The organism is Salinisphaera sp. LB1 (assembly GCF_003177035.1).
GTDB lineage: Bacteria > Pseudomonadota > Gammaproteobacteria > Nevskiales > Salinisphaeraceae > Salinisphaera.
In genome coordinates this window covers 1,706,559-1,725,584 of sequence record NZ_CP029488.1, presented here as the reverse complement: position 1 = coordinate 1,725,584, position 19,026 = coordinate 1,706,559, and the positions used below count along the sequence as shown (strand labels likewise).

General features: G+C 58.6%; 20 protein-coding genes and 1 pseudogene. 6 read left to right on the top strand and 15 right to left on the bottom strand.

Annotated features, from left to right (window positions below; genetic code table 11):
* Positions 1–736: 736 nt before the first annotated feature.
* Positions 737–2,107, bottom strand: coding sequence for an MFS transporter (locus tag SALB1_RS07785; protein ID WP_109993345.1), 1,371 nt, complete (start codon positions 2,105–2,107; stop codon positions 737–739).
* Positions 2,108–2,111: 4 nt separating this feature from the next.
* Here SALB1_RS07785 and SALB1_RS07780 point away from each other — a divergent pair, with 4 nt between their 5' ends.
* The gene (locus tag SALB1_RS07780; RefSeq protein ID WP_158590671.1) at positions 2,112–3,023 is read left to right on the top strand and encodes a DUF998 domain-containing protein; all 912 of its coding nucleotides are present in this window, start codon (positions 2,112–2,114) and stop codon (positions 3,021–3,023) included.
* Between the two features lie 134 nt (positions 3,024–3,157).
* Here the strand turns inward: SALB1_RS07780 and SALB1_RS19475 are convergent, their stop codons facing one another.
* The 3 genes from SALB1_RS19475 to SALB1_RS07765 all read right to left on the bottom strand — a co-directional run bounded on the left by SALB1_RS19475 (position 3,158) and on the right by SALB1_RS07765 (position 5,838).
* Entirely contained in the window at positions 3,158–3,829 is a 672-nt protein-coding gene (locus tag SALB1_RS19475; protein WP_109993344.1) for a transposase, read from the bottom strand.
* 84 nt (positions 3,830–3,913) lie between these two features.
* Positions 3,914–4,897, bottom strand: coding sequence for an alpha/beta hydrolase (locus SALB1_RS07770; RefSeq protein ID WP_109993343.1), 984 nt, complete (start codon positions 4,895–4,897; stop codon positions 3,914–3,916).
* Complete coding sequence (locus tag SALB1_RS07765) at positions 4,894–5,838, bottom strand: MBL fold metallo-hydrolase (protein ID WP_109993342.1); 945 nt, start codon at positions 5,836–5,838, stop codon at positions 4,894–4,896. Before SALB1_RS07765 ends, SALB1_RS07770 begins: the two co-directional genes overlap by 4 nt.
* Before the next feature lie 74 nt (positions 5,839–5,912).
* Between SALB1_RS07765 and SALB1_RS07760 the strand changes: the two genes are divergently transcribed.
* Positions 5,913–6,911 (top strand): LysR family transcriptional regulator, encoded by a 999-nt coding sequence (locus SALB1_RS07760; RefSeq protein WP_179950719.1) that lies wholly within the window; start codon positions 5,913–5,915, stop codon positions 6,909–6,911.
* Positions 6,912–7,096: 185 nt separating this feature from the next.
* On the opposite strand, the gene SALB1_RS07755 is transcribed toward SALB1_RS07760, so the two are convergent.
* Complete coding sequence (locus SALB1_RS07755) at positions 7,097–7,687, bottom strand: glutathione binding-like protein (protein WP_109995335.1); 591 nt, start codon at positions 7,685–7,687, stop codon at positions 7,097–7,099.
* Positions 7,688–7,812: 125 nt separating this feature from the next.
* On the opposite strand from SALB1_RS07755, the gene SALB1_RS19865 reads away from it, so the two are divergent.
* Positions 7,813–8,184: a helix-turn-helix domain-containing protein gene (locus SALB1_RS19865; protein WP_109993341.1), complete on the top strand. Its 372-nt coding sequence runs from the start codon at positions 7,813–7,815 to the stop codon at positions 8,182–8,184.
* A 52-nt stretch (positions 8,185–8,236) separates the two neighbouring features.
* Here the strand turns inward: SALB1_RS19865 and SALB1_RS19860 are convergent.
* Positions 8,237–8,296 (bottom strand): annotated as a pseudogene (locus SALB1_RS19860) (hypothetical protein); the annotation flags it as partial.
* A 628-nt stretch (positions 8,297–8,924) separates the two neighbouring features.
* A complete protein-coding gene (locus tag SALB1_RS07740; RefSeq protein WP_109993340.1) occupies positions 8,925–9,671 on the bottom strand; it encodes an SDR family NAD(P)-dependent oxidoreductase in 747 nt (248 codons plus the stop codon).
* Positions 9,672–9,772: 101 nt separating this feature from the next.
* Here SALB1_RS07740 and SALB1_RS07735 point away from each other — a divergent pair, with 101 nt between their 5' ends.
* Positions 9,773–10,156 (top strand): helix-turn-helix domain-containing protein, encoded by a 384-nt coding sequence (locus SALB1_RS07735; RefSeq protein WP_109993339.1) that lies wholly within the window; start codon positions 9,773–9,775, stop codon positions 10,154–10,156.
* Between the two features lie 75 nt (positions 10,157–10,231).
* Here the strand turns inward: SALB1_RS07735 and SALB1_RS07730 are convergent, their stop codons facing one another.
* Together SALB1_RS07730 and SALB1_RS07725 are read right to left on the bottom strand one after the other, a co-directional pair.
* Positions 10,232–11,101 (bottom strand): SDR family oxidoreductase, encoded by an 870-nt coding sequence (locus tag SALB1_RS07730; RefSeq protein WP_109995334.1) that lies wholly within the window; start codon positions 11,099–11,101, stop codon positions 10,232–10,234.
* A gap of 452 nt (positions 11,102–11,553) precedes the next feature.
* Positions 11,554–12,573 carry an NADP-dependent oxidoreductase gene (locus SALB1_RS07725; RefSeq protein WP_109995333.1) on the bottom strand — a complete coding sequence of 340 codons (1,020 nt, stop codon included), beginning with the start codon at positions 12,571–12,573 and terminating at the stop codon, positions 11,554–11,556.
* An 88-nt stretch (positions 12,574–12,661) separates the two neighbouring features.
* Between SALB1_RS07725 and SALB1_RS07720 the strand changes: the two genes are divergently transcribed.
* Positions 12,662–13,267, top strand: a complete 606-nt coding sequence (locus SALB1_RS07720) for a TetR/AcrR family transcriptional regulator (protein ID WP_109993338.1) — start codon at positions 12,662–12,664, stop codon at positions 13,265–13,267.
* Positions 13,268–13,541: 274 nt separating this feature from the next.
* Here the strand turns inward: SALB1_RS07720 and SALB1_RS07710 are convergent, their stop codons facing one another.
* Positions 13,542–14,039 (bottom strand): hypothetical protein, encoded by a 498-nt coding sequence (locus SALB1_RS07710; RefSeq protein WP_179950718.1) that lies wholly within the window; start codon positions 14,037–14,039, stop codon positions 13,542–13,544.
* 124 nt (positions 14,040–14,163) lie between these two features.
* Between SALB1_RS07710 and SALB1_RS07705 the strand changes: the two genes are divergently transcribed.
* Entirely contained in the window at positions 14,164–15,402 is a 1,239-nt protein-coding gene (locus SALB1_RS07705; protein ID WP_199678594.1) for an ISL3 family transposase, read from the top strand.
* 15 nt (positions 15,403–15,417) lie between these two features.
* Here SALB1_RS07705 and SALB1_RS07700 read toward each other — a convergent pair whose 3' ends face one another.
* The 5 genes from SALB1_RS07700 to SALB1_RS07685 form a co-directional block, all read right to left on the bottom strand.
* A complete protein-coding gene (locus tag SALB1_RS07700; protein ID WP_179950717.1) occupies positions 15,418–16,203 on the bottom strand; it encodes a hypothetical protein in 786 nt (261 codons plus the stop codon).
* Positions 16,204–16,282: 79 nt separating this feature from the next.
* A complete protein-coding gene (locus SALB1_RS07695; protein WP_109993337.1) occupies positions 16,283–16,831 on the bottom strand; it encodes an HNH endonuclease in 549 nt (182 codons plus the stop codon).
* Between the two features lie 84 nt (positions 16,832–16,915).
* A complete protein-coding gene (locus SALB1_RS07690; protein ID WP_109993336.1) occupies positions 16,916–17,974 on the bottom strand; it encodes a TIR domain-containing protein in 1,059 nt (352 codons plus the stop codon).
* A gap of 282 nt (positions 17,975–18,256) precedes the next feature.
* Positions 18,257–18,415 carry a hypothetical protein gene (locus SALB1_RS19015; protein ID WP_158590670.1) on the bottom strand — a complete coding sequence of 53 codons (159 nt, stop codon included), beginning with the start codon at positions 18,413–18,415 and terminating at the stop codon, positions 18,257–18,259.
* Positions 18,416–18,649: 234 nt separating this feature from the next.
* Positions 18,650–19,012 carry a gamma-butyrobetaine hydroxylase-like domain-containing protein gene (locus SALB1_RS07685; RefSeq protein WP_109993335.1) on the bottom strand — a complete coding sequence of 121 codons (363 nt, stop codon included), beginning with the start codon at positions 19,010–19,012 and terminating at the stop codon, positions 18,650–18,652.
* Positions 19,013–19,026: the final 14 nt, after the last annotated feature.

Sequence of the window (19,026 nt, the reverse complement as noted above, 5' to 3'; positions counted from 1 at the left end):
CGCCGCGCGCCATCGGCCAGGTTGAATGCGGCGACCAGGCGACACAGTGGGAAACCCAGGCCGGGCTGTTGTGAGCGCGGCTGTGGATAACGCGCCTGATTGGCCGGCGTATCGGCCATCGAGAGGGTCGTGCCGTCGACGACGCGGACTCGCCGACCGGTCGGGTGCCAGTCTTGCGGCGTTCGGGCGTCTATCGACTCGGCGGTCATGCGCGTCAACTGCTGGATCAGCGCCGTCGGCAACCGGGCCCGCGCCCGACAATAACCTCCCGTGGCTGTGCTGCAGCCGGGCAAGCCGGATAAGAGTCGGAACGTCGCCGCCTGATCGACAGCCCATCGACAGGAGCCATCCGCACTGAGCGCCTGCCTGCGCCACAAACATCGACAATGTTTCAGTCGGCGGGAATACACGCGCGCGATGAGCCGGTAAGTGCGCTTCGAGATAGTCAAACAACTCCGGTGCGGTCAACGTGCTGAAGAAGTCGGCTGCCGAGCAATGCGCGGCGTGGTATTGAACGCGACCGAGCAGCGGCCTACGCTTGGACATGGCGAGTCTCCAGATGCCAAGCAGGGTTTGTGTGGTTACAACCAGCTTAGCGTTGAGACTCGCCTTTTTATTATATAGTTCAGAATGTTAGCGCTTAAGTAAGTGCCATTCTGGTCTGTCCTTTATTTTCCTATTACACGCGCGAAAAGTATCACTCGACATCCATAACTTGAACTTGCGTTACGGAATACTAGCCGCTCTGGGCCGCCGCCGGCCTCGCATGCAAAGCCGACGAACCGGCCAGAGGCACCCCCGCCGTTTCGCGGATCGTCAACACCGTCGCAACACCGATCGCTCCCGCAAGCATCAGATAAAACGCAGGCATATATTGGTTGCCGGTAGCCCCCATTAATGCGGTCACGACATACGGCGCCGTACCGCCAAATGCCGATGTGGAGAAGTTATAGGAAATGGCAAACCCACCGTTGCGGATACGGGTCGGGAAGATCGAGGGGAGCGTCGACGGCATGGTGCCCGACAGCAATACCGTGAGAAAAGCAAGAACACCCAAACCCACGAAGGTATATACCATGTTACCCGTCGAAAACAGCCAGAATACGGGATACGACAACAGAATAAACCCGATTCCGGACGTGATGATGATGGGTTTCCGCCCGATACGATCAGAAATACGCCCGACAAATCCGATGACGATCATCATCCCGATATATACGGCGATAAGCATCTCGAGCGACTCTGCGGTCGAGAAATGCAGATGTTTCTCAAAATAGCTCGGCAGGTACGTGAGCACGATGTAATAGGCTATATTCAGCAATATCACCAGACCAACGCACCGAAGCATGCGTTGCCAGTGCTCGGTGATCAGCTCACGCAAGGGGGCGCGGGACTGCTCGCCTTTACTCGATAGCTGAGTGAATGCCGCGCTATCTTCCAGCCGGAGCCGCAGAAACAAGCCGAACAGCCCAAGCGGCGCCGCACACAGAAACGGGATGCGCCAACCCCAGTTGTGCATCGCTTGGTCGGGCAGCAGCACCGTCATGATGGTGACCAGGCCGGCACCCACCGAATAACCACTCAGCGTGCCGAATTCCAGGAAACTGGTAAAAAAACCGCGGCTTTCGTCAGGCGAGGACTCCACCATGAAGGTCGCCGCTCCGCCATACTCGCCACCGGTCGAGAAGCCCTGCACCAAACGGGTAATGATTAACAAAATGGGGGCCCAGATCCCGATTGTCTGATAAGTCGGTAAGACCCCCACGCCCGTCGTGCCTGCCGCCATCATGGTAATGGTTATGATCAGCACGCGACTACGCCCGATCTTGTCGCCTAACGGCCCGAAGAAAAGACTGCCGAACGGCCGGGCGAGGAATGCGATCGCAAACACGCCGAAAGCAGCCAGGAGGGAATGACCGCCATGGCCTGCCTTGGAAGGAAAAAACAACTGGCCGACCGTTGTCGCCAAGTAACCATAGACGCCAAAGTCGAACCACTCCATGGCATTACCGATGGCCGCAGCACCCACCGCGCGGCGGATTTGCGTTTTACTCAGCGTGTCATCGTTCTGCCCTCCGGCGGCTTCCACTTGTGCCGACGTATTCATGCTTATGCCCCATGGCGACCGATTTTTTTCAAGCTATCAAGCGGCTGCGAAACGCTGCAATAAGCAGTATTACGGAATATATTTGTCGGATATGGCGCGTTATATTGAGACGGATCTTGAATGTCCGGCGCAGCAGTTGCGCTGCGCTTTTAATACCGTGCCGTTAACGCTCGTGCTTGGTTTGTGGAACGGCTCCGGCCGGGTCGATTCGCCGCCATGTCATGTAACGGAAGATGCGATGCCTGATCGCGAGACGCCTACATTTACCGCGACGCCGGTAGGCCTGATTCGCCTTCAGCAGTTCTCGCGCGCAGGTTCACTCGTATTCGTCGTCGTCTGCGCCGTGGCGCAGGTCCGCCAGCCGAACCGGCCACTGGCCACGCCCGTCAGCGCCTATCTGGCCGGTCCGTTCGCGCTCTGGCTGCATCTCGTTTTCGCCATGTTCGCAGTGGCCGTGATCCTTTTCGGCCTGTCTATTAAGGCCCTGATCCCGCGCCGACGGGCCACGCTGGCCGCCGGGCTGTTCCACTTCTGCGCGCTATGTATTTTCGTGACCGCCTTCTCGGCAGGACCACCACTGCTCAAGTCGCCATCGGTACCCCAGTTGGTGCATACCGTGCATGTGTTCAGCGCCATCTTCGCCTTCGTATTCGGCCTGCTCGGTATGTCGACACTCACGCGCGCGCTGTGGCACGACAGAATCTTGAACCACGCTCGCGGGCTCGTGAGCGCGCTCATTCTCGGCTGCTTCATGGCGCTGGCGCTGGATCCCTGGCTACCCGCTGTTCACGGGGCGCTCGAAAAACTGGCGATTGTCTGCATGATTACCTGGCAGTTACTCATCACGCCACGATTGATTGCGGCCTGCGATGTCGGCACCCACGCCTCGGATGAAACGTCACGCCCGAGTCCCTGATATGGATTGCATCGTAACCATCTGTGGCAAAATGAATCCTTGGAGCTAATCTTCGCCAACTCAAAGGGCATCATGGATTGCAATGCAATCCAAAGAGGAATTCGGCGACAGACCACGGTTCCCGCCACTCTATCCTACTTCTTTTCTTTCCTCGGCCTACCCGGCGCCCCGCGGCTCACGCGTCGTCCCAGCATCGCCGCGACTTGCTGCTCGAATCGCTCGGTGCCGAGAACATAGTTGCCGTTGGTCGCCTTGCGGATTTCATCCACTAAACCGGGGTCCAGTTTGTATCGGAATAGTTCGCGATACGCGGCCTGGCGAGCGCCCGGGCTGTCGCCCAAGGCGTCATAGAGGGCGTGCGAGGTGATCAGGCGGCTTTGTTCGCCCTGCCCGTTCACACGGTAACTGGACCACCGGTATTCGGCCGGGTGCTCGACCATCTCAGCTCGGACGGGGTTGAGTTCGATATAGCGGTAGCATCCCATCACGTAGTGCTCTCCCTGTGCCAGGCAAGAGCGGAACCGTCCCTCCCAGAGCGTGCCGCTGCGTCGATAGGTGCGGTTCACATATTGAACATAGCGCTGGCCGAGTCGTTTCATGAGCCGACCGGCGCCGGCGGCCGTCTGCGCACTCAAAAGCAGGTGCACGTGGTTCGTCATCAACACGTAGGCATGTATGGCCACGCGCTCAATGGCTGCATAGTCTTGCAGCCATTCCAGATAGAAGCGGTAATCGTCGTCAGCGAAAAAACAGGCTTGACGGTTGTTGCCCCGCTGGATGATGTGGACCGGTATGCTGGGAAGCAGGACGCGCGGACGTCTATTGTTTGAGGACGACGAGCCGCTCGCGCCACCGAAGCAAGTAGCGACGTCACGAGCGGCCCAGCGCGGTCATTGAGTGTTCCGCTCTTCGGCTAGAAAGCCGGTGATCGCGTCAAACGCCTGCTCGCGTTGCCGTTCGAGTAGAATACGATGCGTGCCGCCGCCGATTTCTAGCCAGCGGCGATAACGTGCGTGCTCCAGCTGGCTGAACAGATTCTGCATCATGTCGATACGCACGTCGCGATCCCATTCCGCATGCACGATCAGGGTCGGGCTCGTGATGTCGCCCGGATCGTAGAGGGGTTTTCCGGCGTGCCAATGGTTTCGAATATCGGCGATCGCACCTCCCGGTGCGCGAACGGTGGCCGCCGAGTTGACGTCGGTATCGCTGGCACGCGTCACCTCGAGCCACTGCTCGAATCCGTCGTCGGGCAGTAGATCGTGGCGTGCGGCCTTGGGCGCATCGGCCAGCCAGGCATCGCGTGCCCCGTGCAGCGAGACGTCGCGCCAGGCAAGCAGCGGGCCGCCTTGATCGATACGCAGCGGCTGCTCGGAAAGCCAGAGCGGGGCGACCAGCACGAGCTTCTCAACCCGCTCCGGATGCCGACTCGCATATCGTCCGGCCACCGAGCCGCCCCAGGACATGCCCAGCAGATTGAGGCCGCCGATGGCTTGGCGTGCGCACACTGCATCGATCGCCGCGGCCAGATCTTGCTCGGCCACAATGGCCGGCGTCTGCGGGGGATTCGCGTCGGCGGCTTCGCGGAATGCGGCCGGCCGGCTCGAGCTGCCATAGCCGCGCACATCCACCGCCCAAACATCGAAACCGGCGCGTGCCAACACGTCCATGAAGGATTGGCCTTCGAGCGGAACATCGAACAGGCTGGCGGAGGAAAACGTCGCGCCGTGCATCAACATGATCGTGCGAGGCGACGACGCGATGCCAGCATCGCGCCGGGATCTATGCAGTAACTGCAATGTCGTGCCGGTACCCGGGCCGGGAACGCGTACGACTTCCCGGAGTAGATCATCGCTGTTGAAGAGCTCGTTCATGCCGCATCCCCCTCGCTGAAGCACCAGTCGAAACCATCGCCATCGCGGACGACATGGCCGACGGACCCGCCACCGAAATGAGTGGTGAATACCGTTGCCTCGTGATCGGCGGCATAGCCGAGCGCCCAGAGGCGCGCCTCGACCGCTGCCTCGGGGAACTCGCAGAACATGGAATTAACGCCGGTATGGCGAACCTGCAGCGGGTGATGACATACGTCGCCCCAAAACAACGCGGTTTCGCCGTTAGACGTGAAGGAAATGGCGGCCTGGTCGATGCTATGGCCAGGAACGCGATGAAAGACAAAGCCTTCGAATGCGGTCTCGTTGATATCAATCGGATGCGCAAGGCCGGCGTCGGCGACCGGCTGTACGCTGTCTCCGAAAAAACCTCGCGAAGGTAGCCGGGCGCGAGGCCCGAGATCAGCCTTTTTTCGGATGCGCTCGGCCAGAGCCGTGTCCTCCGCCAGCGCGGCGTTGTAGTCGTATTCACGTTTCGAGAATACGTGCAAGGCGTTGGTGAACGTGGGCTGCCATCGGCCGTCATGCCAGGTCGTGTTCCAGCCGACGTGGTCGGAATGCAGATGCGTGAACAACACGTGATCGATGTCGGCCGCACTCGCGCCGGCGGCTTCAAGCCGCGCCAGGAAAGGCTCGTCCAGCCGATGAAGCGCCGGCGCCTCCGGCCGCTCCTTGTCGTTTCCGGCGCCGGTATCGATCAGAAGGGTATGCGCCGGCGTTTTAACCAGCCAGGCGTGCACGCTCTGGCGCAGCTTGCCGGTGCGGGCATCGAAATGGCGTGGTCCCCAGCGTTTGGCATCCGGAGCAAGGCTGTCCGGCGCGCTATCGGGAAAAAGGGTGGCGATATCGGCGTCTTCGAACGCGATCTCGGGAACACGGGTGATCTCGGCATTGCCGATGCGATAGGTCGGGTTCGCGGGCATTACGTACTCCACAATTGACGAATGTGCCGAGCGAACGTATTGCTATATCTCGATCAAACAAATCGATTTGAAGAATGCAGTCCATCGACCATTTCGATCTGCGGAGTTTCGACCTCAATCTGCTCATCGCATTCGACGCGATGATGCATGAGCGCAGCGTGACCCGTGCCGCCGAGCGGCTGAAGATCCGCCAGCCGGCCATGAGCCATAGTTTGTCCGTGCTGCGCACGATGCTGGACGACAAGCTGTTCGTACGCGTCGGCACGCAGATGCAGCCAACGGCTCGGGCACAGGCGCTGGCGGAGCCGATCGGCCAAACGCTGCGCATGATGCAGGACATCATCCACACCACCGCCAGCTTCGATCCAGCGACTGATGAACGCCTGTTTCGGCTGGGGTTTTCCAGCGAGGTCGAACTGCTGCTCATGCCCGAGCTTGCCACTGTATTGCGCGAGCGCGCACCGGGCGTACGGCTGCACGGGCGCCCGGTGAAGCCGGACGAAGCCTACCGGATGCTCGACGATCGCGTGCTGGATGTTGCCGTCGGCTGTTTCGACAGCCAGGCGAAGCGCTATCGGCAGCAGCCGCTTTACGAACAATCTCTGAGCTGCGTATTCCATCCGGATCGGGTTGGCCTCGGCGACGCCATCTCGCTGCAAGACTATCTGACCCATCCACACGCGTTGGTCAGCCTCAGTGACAGCCTGCACGGCTGTCTCGAGTCCGCTTTGGATCGCGTTGGTGGGCGGCTCAACGTGGCCGCCACCTCATCCGAGTTCCTCGGCGTGCTCGGCATGATCGCCTGTGCGCCTCTGATCGCCACACTGCCCACGCGGATGGCGATGCGCTACGGCTCTGCCTTCGGCCTCCGGGTGGTGCCGGTACCGATGACCTTCGACGTGCCCGACGTCTCTCTCGTCTGGACTGCCCAGACCGACAACGACCCCGGATCGGAATGGTTGCGTGGCTGGATCGGGGGCATTCTGGGTTCGACCCGGCCGGAAACGGGCGCGAGCCGCGGTGGAGGCAATACTAGCCGGGCGCCGGCGCCGGCGAAGGCGCCTGAAGAATAGTCTCTCAGCATTGGGGACAGACCAGAATGGCGCTAAGTTAAGGCTGTTTAGCGCGGTATCGGCTGCGGTGCGTTATCTCCTCCATTTCGCGTGAGACGTGGGTAGAGTAGAGAGCGGGGTAGAACCCAGCGGGACGCTCGGATCGTTGTTGCCCATGACGGTTACATCCCGCCGCCGGGGATCAATCAGCCTGACGGCAGGTTTTCCTCAGAAAACGCACGGGCTACGGACGGTCGCAGCTTCATCCGGTCGTAGTAGCTTTGAAGGCGCTCCGTCAGTTCAAGGCCGCTTCTGGCAGACGCCATCAGAACCCAGAAAAGGTAGCAGTCGGCGATCGTGAGATTCTCGCCCACAAGATGCTTTTTGTCGCCCATCTGGTCATCTAGGAGAGAAAAGGCTTTTGCGAGCTTTTTTCGAGCCCGTTCCTTCTCCATCTCTGGAAAATCCATGAAGAATGGCGCGTAGTTTCCATGAATTTCAGACGCCATGAAGGCAAGTGCTTCCAAGGAGCGCCATCTTGCGATGCCTTTTTCGGGAAGAAGCTTGCCGCTCTTTTCGGCAATGTAGTTAAGGATAACCGGATTCTCCGTGAGCACTTCTCCATCGTCGAGTTCGAGCGCCGGGACGTAGCCCTTGGGATTGATCGACAGGAAGTCACGACGATCTTCGGTTTTTTTCTCATGGGTGATGCCAATGAGCGTGTAGGGAAGACCTGCTTCGATCAGCGCGATGTGATCGGCGAGGCTGCAAGCTCCCGGATAGTAGTAGAGGACCATAGTAGTCTCCATATGATGGACCTCCCCTCACCAATTCCTTGCATTGAGGAAGTCTCGTTTGTTGGCAGCCACAACGTATGTAATCTAAAAAATTCCGTCAAAGCATATCTTTAGGAGCAGGTCAAATGAATGTGAGCACCCCAGATGCCCGAAGCGAATGCAGCAGCGTAAGAGAAATTCTCAGCCGGGTCGGCGAGAAATGGACAATCCAAGTTGTAGTCGCGCTTCGACTCGGCCCACGGCGCTTCAACGAGATCGCACGGCAAGTGAGTGGTATCTCGCAACAGATGTTAACGAGGACACTCAAGACCTTGGAGCGTGACGGAATGGTGGAGCGAACGGTCCACACAAGTACGCCGCCGCGGGTCGAATATTCCCTGACGCCGCTCGGGCAGTCCTTAGCGGAAAACGTGCGACGATTGGCTGAGTGGGCGGCGACACAACGGGAGATAATCGAGGGGAACCGTCTTCAGTACGACACCCGCGGACGGCCATAAAACGGTAACCGCCCGCGTCGAAGTACAGACATTTCAGCTGGGTACGGCGGCGATTGATGAACACAAAGCCGTGACCGCTGAGTGGGTTCCCGCCGAGTTGGCGTCGCACCATCGCCGCCAGCCCGTCATACGACCGCCGCATGTCGGTGGGCTGGGTAACAGCCCTAGAACCGCTGGTGTTCTCACTCCCGGGACATTCAGGGGGTGGACTCAACTTCCAAGCGCACCACAGCCGATGGAATGAAGGACTTCAAGTGGCGAGCGATAAGCGAGGCACTTTCTTAGTCGATTGTTTAGCTTCTAGACTGCGGGGCATTCAGGGACAGACCCAATGCTGTTCACTTAACAAGGACATTCAGGGACAGACCACGGTTCCCGCCACTCTGGTCTACTTCGTTTCTTTCCTCGGCCTACCCGGCGCCCCGCGGCTCACACGTCGCCCCAGCATTGCCGCGACTTGCTGCTCGGGGCATTCAGGGACAGACCACGGTTCCCGCCACCTATAGTTTGTGGGCATTCAGGGACAGACCACGGTTCCCGCCACCTATAGTTTGCACCGGGCACGATCAGGTCGGGCACGGCCGAGGTTTCGCTGCACAGGACAAAGCCGGCCGCCATGACGACCGGCCGAACCGATGTCCGACGGTCGCGACGGACGATGATTTTTGTTTCGTAGGCCATATAACGCGCCAGGCTTGGATGGTGGACGGGGGCATCCGAGCGTACCCCGCCCACGAGTGTCACACCTGCGCCATGCCGCCATCCGCAAAGACTTCGCCTCCGGCCAGCGCCGAGCTTTCATCCGAGGCAAGAAAAAGCACCACGGCTGCAACCTCCGCGGGATCGGCGATCCGGCCCGCCGGCGTCTGGGCGATCAGGCTTTCATACAAGGCATCACCACCGCCGGCCTCGGCAACGCCGTGCAAACCGGGGGTTGCCGTCGCGCCCGGCGACAGCACGTTCACGCGAATGCCGGTGCCTTTCAGATCCAGCGTCCAGCTGCGCGCCAGGTTGCGGATAGCCGCCTTGGTGGCGCTGTAGATGCTGAACGCCGGCGTGCCCATCGTGCCGGTCGTCGAGCCGGTGAGAATGATGGAGCCGCCCGGGCCCATGAGTGGCAAAGCCTTCTGCACGGTAAAGACCGTGCCCTTCACGTTCACATCGAACATCAGACCGAAGGACGCCTCGGTGATCTGCCCCAGCGGCTCCAGCTCGCCGAGGCCCGCGTTGGCGAACAGCACATCGAGGCGCCCATGTTCGACACGCACGGTCTCGAACAGCCGGTCCAGATCCGCCAGCCGCGAGACATCACCCTGCACCGGCGTCACACGCTCGCCGATCTCGCGGGCCGCCTGGTCCAGCGCCTCCTGGCGACGGCCCGTGATATAGACATGCGCGCCCTCGGCCACGAAGCGCTTGGCAGCCGCCAGACCGATCCCGCTATTGGCCCCGGTAACGACCGCGACCTTCCCGTCCAACTGACCCATGACTCACTCCTGTTGTGGTGACGGAGTTGAGTTAGGGGTGCGCATCCCCAATTTCTAGTATGCACCTTTTGGTAAGTACCCAAAAAACCGGAGCTGGCGGTATGACGACGAGTCCGTTCAAGTGCGGCCTGGAGGCCGCCCTGTTCGTGTTGGGCGGCAAATGGAAGCCGCTGATCCTGTTTCACCTCATGCAGAGCACGCGCCGCTATGGCGAATTGCGCCGTGCCATCGGGAAGGTCAGCGACAAGGTCCTGATTCAGCAGCTGAAGGAATTGCAGGCGGACGGCGTCGTCAGTCGCGTCGATTACGGCGAAATCCCGCCCAAGGTGGAATATTCCCTCACTCCATTTGGCAGCAAACTCGCCCAGGCGCTCTTGCCGCTCTGCGAGTGGGGCACGGCGCATGCCGACGAATTAGCGGCCTTGGCGGCACGCCGGGGGTTGCTGGATGAAAATGCAACGGGCGAGGCGACTAAACCGACATGAGCTGCCGGCTTTAGGTCGGGTTGATTGAGTCCACCGCAGGCGTCGATTCGACGCCTGCGGCCGGTCGAACGAGGCTTACCAGTTCACGCAGGTTTCCGCCACGAAGTCCGCATAGCGGCGCGGTGTCTTTCCGAGCAGGCTCGTCATGATATCGACGTCCGCCGCCGATGCGCGCAAGCCGTCCTTCTGAAACCGGTCCAGCATGAGGCGCAGGTCCATGGCGTTCCAGTCAGGCACGTGCTTCGCAACCTGGCGCTCAAAGGCGAGGGTATCGTCGCCGCCGTAGGTGATCGGCCGCTTTAGGGCATTCGACCAGATCGCGGCGCTCGCTTTGCCCGTGAGCACGTCTGGGCCGACGAGGTTTATGATCTCCGTCGGCAGCGGCCCGGCGGATCGCTCGCGGCGCAGGATGGCCGTGGCGGCAACCTCCGCGATATCGCGTACGTCGATGCTCGAAACGCCCTTCGACCCAATTGGAAACGCATACAGGCCGGCCCGCTGGATAGCGCCCCTGATCATGAGGTCATTCTGCATGAAACTGTTGGGGCGCAGGATCGTGGCAGGGATTCCAAGCTGCTCGATCATCAACTCGGCCGCATGTTTCGCAGCGCAATGTGGCACGTTGGTGTATTCGCGTACACCGTACACAGACAAATACACCACACGCTCAATGCCGGCTTCCTTTGCCAGATTAAGCATCAGCAGCGTTTGCGTGAGTTCGTGCGGGGTAACCGGAACCAAGAGAAATAACGTACTGACAGGTTGAAGCGCGCGCCGCATCGCTTCAATGTTCAGCAGGTCCCCGGCTACGGCTGTCACACCCTCCGGAAGCTCAGCGTCGTCGGGTTTGCGGGTGAGCACATGAATATCGACGCCTTGGCCCGACAGGTGCCTGACCAGCGGCGTGCCCACCTTTCCAGTTCCGCCTGTAACGAGAATAGCCATACCGTACTCCTTGTTCGCGTGGGGGCGGACACGGATCGGCGGCATACATACAACAGCCACAACCGACCACACACAAGGTCAGCCCTTGTGGTGTCCGGCCATGGCCAAGAGCGGGCGCGCCCGCTCAAGCGTGACTGTCTCGAAAGAGACCGCAGGTTATCACCATACCTGCATCGCTGTCTTTTTAGGCAATTTCAATCCTAGTGGCGCCTGGCAGCAGCGTCAAGGTGCAATGGCGCGGGTCTCTCGCAGCCAGAAATATCGGCAGGTATCGAGAGCCCGATAAGAGACAGACATCGACCGCGCATTTTAAGGGACAGGGGGCATTAAGGGACAGACCCCGGCTTCTGTCACGGACCGGTTGCTGCCCGCCACACAACCGTGGTCTGTCCCCAAACTATGCGGTAGCGGATAGTGCTCGAGGACGTGTAGCAGCCTGGCCCTCCGTTTTTCTACTCGACGGTCAAGACGATCTTGCCCTGGATATGGCCTATGGCGGCTCGTTCGTGTGCCTTGCGGGCCTCGGCCAATGGGTAGGCGCTGTCCACGACGACGCGGATCGTCCCGTCGTCGAGCAAGCGCCCGACTTCTGACAGCTGTGCCCCGCTCGAACGGACCTGGGTTGCCGAGACCGTGACGCCCAGCTTCGCGGCTTCCTCGGCACCGTCGAAGCCCAGTGGGTAGATCGGGAACAGGGCGCCGCCGCGCTTCAGCGTACGCAAAAAACGACCGGTGGTCGCACCGCCGACAGCATCGACGACCAGGTCGATGTCGTGGGCAACGTCCTCGGGAGGCCTTTGGGTGTAATCGATGAATTCATCGGCGCCGAGTTCGCGCAGTAGTGACTCATGCCTGCCCGAAGCGACGGCGACGACGTGCGCGCCTTTCAGTTTCGCGAGCTGTACCGCGAAGTGACCTACCCCGCCCGCGGCGCCATTGATGAGTACGGTCTTGCCCTCGAGCGGCACCGGCGCGTGCCGGTTCGGCTGAAGCGGGTTCGGTTCATCGTGCCCCAGCGCGATCATGAACTGCCACGCGGTGAGCAACGACATCGACGCTCCGGCGGCATGCGCGTGGTCGATGCCGACCGGTTTGAGGTCGACTTCCGATGCCGGAACGCCGACGTACTCGGCGTAGGCCTGGCTGCCACCGAACATGCCGCCGGGGAAGCGGACCATCGAATACACGGCGTCGCCGACGGAGAAGTCTTCGACATCGTCGGCGACCGTCACAACGACACCCGAGATGTCCGTTCCCAGAATGAGCGGGAAATCCATCGGCGGCTGCCATTCGGGATGCAGGGACTTATAGCCCTCGCGCAGGTACCAGTCCGGCGGGTTGAGACCGACCGCGTGAACGCGAACGAGCACTTCCCCCGCCTGCAGGATCGGCATGGGCGCATCCTCGTATCGCAGCACATCGGGACCGCCGAATTCGTACTGTCGAATCGCTTTCATCGTCTGGGTCGGCATCGCTTTTTCCGTAGCCACAAATGGGCTATCGTCACCGGAACAGTGCTCCACATAATTGGAGCGCTGTTCCACTTTGTCAAGGTGAACCATGAGAGTTGATGCCAAGAAAAATTACGACCGCCTGCTAGCGGTTGCGGGCGAGGCCTTCGCCGACCAGGGTGCCGACGCCTCGCTGCGTGATATAGCGCGCAGAGCAGGTGTCGGCCTGGGCACGCTGTACCGACACTTCCCGACGCGAGAGGCTTTGCTCGAAGCGTTGCTGCGCGCCAGCTTCGAGGCACTGGTGGTGCGGGCAGGAGAACTTGAAACCTCGGATTCCGCCGACAACGCACTCGTGGTATGGATGAAGGAAACGACTGAATTCACCCACAGCCAGCATGGCATCATCGCGTTGATGATGGATGCCATCGAGGATCCAAACTCCGCACTTCATGCTTCGTGCGTCATGCTGCGAGCAGCGGGCACAGCACTCCTCACCCGTGCTCAAGCCGAGGGGAAGGCACGGGACGATCTCAATGGTGCGGAGCTATTCGATATAATCGCGGCGCTTGCCTGGCTTCGTGAGCAGCCTTCGCATGCGCCGCGCGCGGACCATCTCTTTGACGTCGTCGCCGGCTCGATCCTGACAGACCCATCCAACGCCTCCATGCCCCCGCGAGCGAACGATTCGCTTCACAAAGAGACCGAACAATGACGGTTACCAAACAGGCGGAACTGGATGGCCTCAAGGAGATCGGCCGCATCGTCGCCAACACCCTGCGCGCCATGGCGCAATCATGGCATTAAGCGACAGACCACGGTTCTGTCCCAACCCGCGGTGTACCACTTAATCGTGGTCTGTCCCCAATGTCCCCAATGTCCCTGATGTAAGGCCTAACGCCTAAGCTCAGTTGCCGCCGGAGTAGCCGCAGGCAGCGCAGGGAACCCAAAGCGCGGAAGCGCTTTGGGCGGTCAACTGCAGCGATTTGTTAGCTGCGGCCATGGTGACGCTCCTCTTTATCTTTGCTCACCGCGAACACGACAGCACGACCCGCCTCTAACGTTGACCGGATCAATACTTCCAATTGTTCAGACTGAGGAATAGTGGTGCCAACCCATGCGTCGGATGCGAGCGTCAGGAAGGCTGTATTGTCGAAATAACGCCGAACATTCGAATAAGCAATGCGCTTTCCTCCCTTAGGGCCATTCATGGACTCATGGTTCGAGATCGAATCCCAGTAATCCAGTGGCAGGTACATGCCCTTGATCAAGCCAACATCATCGGGGTTGAACATAATTCGCGGACAGAGCTTTAAGAAAAACGGGTTATCTGAGAACCGAAAACTATCTGCATCCGTACTTTGAGGGCACTTCCGAAGCTCGGCCAAGATACTTTTCATTCGGGCGACTTCGGCATCCAGCTGCTGATTCGGAAAGCGATAGACAGCCTCCAGCGCTTCCTGCTCCATGGCCTTGTACTGGATCATTAGAAACGATTTGAAAGTTTCGTTGTAAGGCTCTTCTGCACTGACATGCGCTAGAGAGGGATGACTGCCGCCGACAAATCCGTTTCAATACAAGCTCCTACACAAATACAGAAGGGGTTTGTAGATGGCGGCAACCATCCCAAGTTGGATTGTTGGTCTGCGCGGGCAGTGCGTCAAGGGCGTGGCGTGGGACGAAGCTCGTGGCACGCTGGTGTTTCACTGCGACCGCGATCGCCGCTTCGTGCCGGTGGATCACCGGAGCGGCGCACGAGGCACCGTCAATCGACGGCTGCGTCGCGAGGTTCAGGATCTGCCGATCTGGGGCCGCTCAGTGACGCTCTCGATCGCGTACTGTCAGCTCAAGATCGGGGCGACGGATCGCCGTATGGAACGGCTGTCGTTCGTCGAGCCCGGCCATGGCTTCACACGCCGCTATGCGCGGTTTGTCAGCCAACTGGCTCGGCATATCAGCATCGCCGCCGTCGCGGCTTACACCGGCCTGGCGTGGCGTACGGTCAAGGCTATGGACGAACGGGCGTTGACGCGTGATCTGCCGGCTCTGGATCCTGGCGCACTGACCGGCCTGCGGCATCTGGGCGTCGACGAGGTCGCCCGCGCCAAGGGCCATGATTATCTGACCATCGTCTACGACCTCGAGTCCGGCGATCTGGTATGGGTCACCGAGGGCCGTCGCAAGGCCGGCCTGACGGCGTTTTTCGATCAGCTCGATGAGCCCGTTGCCCAGGGCATCGAGGCCGTAGCCATGGATATGTGGAAGCCCTTTGAACAGGCGGTGGCCGAGGCGTTGCCGAACGCCGCCATCGTCTTCGATCGCTTCCATGTCATGCAGCAGTATTCGAAGGTGATCGATACCGTCCGCCGAACCGAGTTCAAGCGGGCAACCCACGCCGACAAGCAGGTCTTGGTTGGCAGCCGTTATCTGCTGCTCAAAAACGCCGAACGCTTGAGCGATAGCCAGGCCGCGCGACTCGATCGGTTGCTCGCCGTCAATGGCCCGCTCAACGCAGTCTATGCCTTGAAAGAACAGCTCCAGCAACTGTGGCACGCCCCAGCGAGCTTCACCGTCATGGGCCAGCGCCTGGATGCCTGGTGTGCCTTGGCCGAGGCCACCGGGCTGGCCCCCATGAAACGCTTCGTGGCGATGCTACAGCGGCATCGCACCGGGATCTGCAACTACGCGGCCCACCCCATCACCACCGCCCGACTCGAAGGCGGCCACGTCGCGATCGGGTTGATCCGTAAACGCGCTCGCGGACTGCTCGATACCGAATACTTCAAACTCAAAATCCGGCAAAGCGCAACGCCCGAACCACCCCTTGGCCTGTACGCTCTGACCGGATGATTGGCTCAAACCATGTCACAAGAGCCCGTTGTAATAGATCAGATCAACTCCAAGCTGCTCCTCAAGCGGCTGGCGGTTCGTGATCAAAACCGTGAGTTTCCTACGTTCATTCTCAAAGATGACAGAGCTGAATCGAGTGGTACGGATAGCATCAAACCCGGGCACAACTTGAGAGTCAGATATAACCATGGGGTCTTCTCTCTGCCGCACCTGACTCAGCCCGTCTAAGAACGAGCTTGGCTTTTCCGACTCATCAATATCCCAGTTCAACAGCTCCTTGCGATCTATCCCGGCGATATTCATTGCCGTTGCAACAGCTTCCTTCTGTTCCGCCAAGCTTTCTCTGACTTTTACACCAAGCCCTCTAATTCTTCGGCTCCGCGCCTCACTGAACCCCGCAAGAGTACTCCCGGCCTGGGGCGCGTATTCTGATAGCACCCTAAGGAACTCTTGAAAAGTTTTCGGCGGTAATAAGCCACCGCTGCTAAATCTTTCGGATAGTTTTGCTTTGAACCGCTTGGCGCTGCGCTCAATTAGCGCATTGATGTGAACGTTCTCGGTGAGGGTGTAAAAATCCTCAAGATTCAAGCGCCGCAGGTCGGTTCCTGCTCTCACGCCGCGCCTGCCTCGAGCTATCCAACGAAGAATTCCATTATCTGAAACAACGAAGCAGATAAGAGGAACGTTCCGGCTATGCTGAAATTCAGGCACCGGCTCGGCGAAACTCTCGTAGATCGAGGACGCAAGTAATTCCTCCCGTTCGTGAGAAAGGCGGACGATGTAGCCGGAGACTGAGGTCATTGCACTAAGAAGCTAACGTCTAAGCTCAGTTGCCGACCGAAGCGCGGCAGCGCTTTGGGCGGTCAACTGCAGCGATTCCTTAGCTTTCCGGAAACTCATCTTCACTATCGTGCAGCCGCTTGTGGCAAGAGTTACAAACCGCGACTAGCTGGAATAGCAACTCATCGCCAACATTTCGGTAGGTCAAATGATGAACCTCCGACGCTGCCGTTTCTCGACAGCCTTCACAAACCCCTTGGGCGCGTAGTAATACTTTTTCTCTTTTCTCTTTCCATTTCGACGATTTCAAGTACTTGTCGTACCAACGGAAGAACTCGGCGCGCTCGTAAGCAGACCGGGTTTTATAGCGTCCTATTATTTGCTGCGTTTCGGCGTTGTAACGCTCTTTCCAATTTCGAAGGAGGGCGTCGTCAAATGCTGGAGGCTCATTACCGCCATTCATCTCCTGCGCTTCTTGCTTCGAGAAGGCTCTAGACGTCGCTTCCCCGCAGGTCACGCACTGGAGGACTCGCTGAGTAGCGCCTCCGCGCACGGTTCGCAATCGAAGCTTCGTGGTCGGGTGCTCGCACCTATATTTTTCGTAAAGAGCTGTTAGTGCCTTAGTTTTTTGATCAACAGCTGATTCCATCCTACATTCTCTAGCTAACGCCCGGCTCACACGCCGGTTTGAAGCTGCAACGCGGCGGAAAATCGGTCGCTGTGCAGCCGATTGTTAAACATCATTCTCTAGTTCATCCAACATTTCATGTTGAAATTCAATATACTCTTTCCATGCATTCTTACTCAATAAATCAACATCAATTTCAATATACTCAGCTCTTATCACATCCAGAAGCTCATAAAATTTGGCTGCCATCAGCGATCTCGCATTGTTTATCTCATCCCAATCGAGCTCTTGCTCATTGTCTAACGCTGCATCTCCAGGATTAGCAAAAATATGGACCTTACCGCCTGGGGCCGAATGATATCTTCCAGGAAAAGAAAGACAGGTTTCCCATGCTTCACAGAGCGATACAAGTAATTCTTCGACTCGTTTGTCATAAACATGGAATAGCGGGTTTCTTACAATACCCTTAAAGCTTTCCCAGAAGTGGAAAATCCTGTCAGGCAGATAGCGCGGAAGGCCTTCAATTAATTCAGTCAACGACGGTATATGCAGGGAAGCAATAGCCCAGCTTATATTTTTCACATCCCTCTCTTTCTTGATTTCTTGCGGGGACTTAGCTTTAAGGTCTGACAGTTTTGGTGGGTTATTAGAAATAACCGAGCTCACTGCGTCAGAGATCAGGGTTTCCAATTTTTTAATATTGGCCTTATCTTTTGGATTTTCTGAATTTATCTCGTAAGGAGACGCTCTATGTCTGTCGATATCAAAAGGAAGGTCGCTTGGAAATTTACCAAATTCTTGGTTAAACAACATGACAACTCTAGACCACCCAACTTGACTAACAGCATAGCCAAGCTCGAAAAGAACATTAGGGTTAGGTGTACGCCTTAAGCTTTCATCACCACCTGAGTTAATCGTGGTCAAATCGCAAATAAACAAATCACATGCTTCAATCTTTGCAATTATTGATGCGGGAATATTAGGGCTACCGCTTAAATCCCGGGTAGCTTCGTCCATAACTACTCTAACATCTGATGTTTCCTCAGCCTTAGAGCTGGCGGCTCTAATAGCTGACCTTATTGCTCTTCGATTTGTCGAGTCTGGCAAGTCACTTTGCCACGAATAAAATATGACGAAATCTATATCTGTCTGTTCTTGGACCATCTATCTTTCCTAGATTGGACGCTTAACGCCAAGTAGACGAAATATATCTAGCATTAGATATATAGCCATCCATATCTATATATATCCGGCAATTATCGCTCGTTGCTGCAAACACCATCCCCAACTCGGAATCCTCCGCTCCGACAAAACAACCTTCCGCCCCGCCGCGTCATACCGGACATACTCCTGCCACCCACGCCGGCACCGCAGATACGCCCGGTTCAACGCCTGATGCGTCAGCGCCAGACATTCCGTCTTGGATCGCGGCGCCACGGTCACCCACTACGGCTGTGAATCGGCAATCGGCCGCATGGCGGCCTGGCCAACGCCGGCACCGAAACCGCCAACGACGCGACCGAGGTAATGACTAACGGATTCCGCATGAGCGGAGACGGCGGCCGTGCTCAGAACGAGCGCGGCGGCCAGGATGCGGGCACGCATGACATGATTCCCCCGGTTTCCATGAAACGCGGCCGGCCACTCATTTGGCCAGCCACGATCCCCCTTCGTGCTGATTGCATAGCACAACGGAAATGGGAGGCTCAATAAACCTTTCGCGCAGGTTGGCGTGGGGCTTTTCGTTTCAGTGAGTTAGACGAGGACTCACGCCGTCCGGATGACGGGCTATCACCGGATATGGGTGGTAAGTGCGTTTAACACACGTCTTTTCGGATTTCAGTGCCAGAGCTTTTCGCGGGTCGCCCCCGCCTCTTCGAGCCGCTTGATGTAGTCGGCCCAGTTGGCTTCGTAGTTCTCGCCCAGCTCGCGCAGGGTGTCCCAGGAGAAGATGCCGGTGTTGTGGCCGTCGTCGAAGTGCAGCTGGATGGCGTAGTTGCCCACCGGCTCGATCTGTTCGACGCCGACATCCTTCTTGCCGGTGACGAGTTGCATGGGGCCGCCGTGGCCCCGGACTTCGGCCGAGGGCGAATAGACGCGCAGGTATTCCAGCGGCAGGTTGTAGGTGGCGCCGTCTTCGAAGACGACTTCGAGCACCTTGGATTTCTGGTGGAGGGTGATGTCGGTGGGCGCTTCGGCCATGGTGGGCAGTCCGT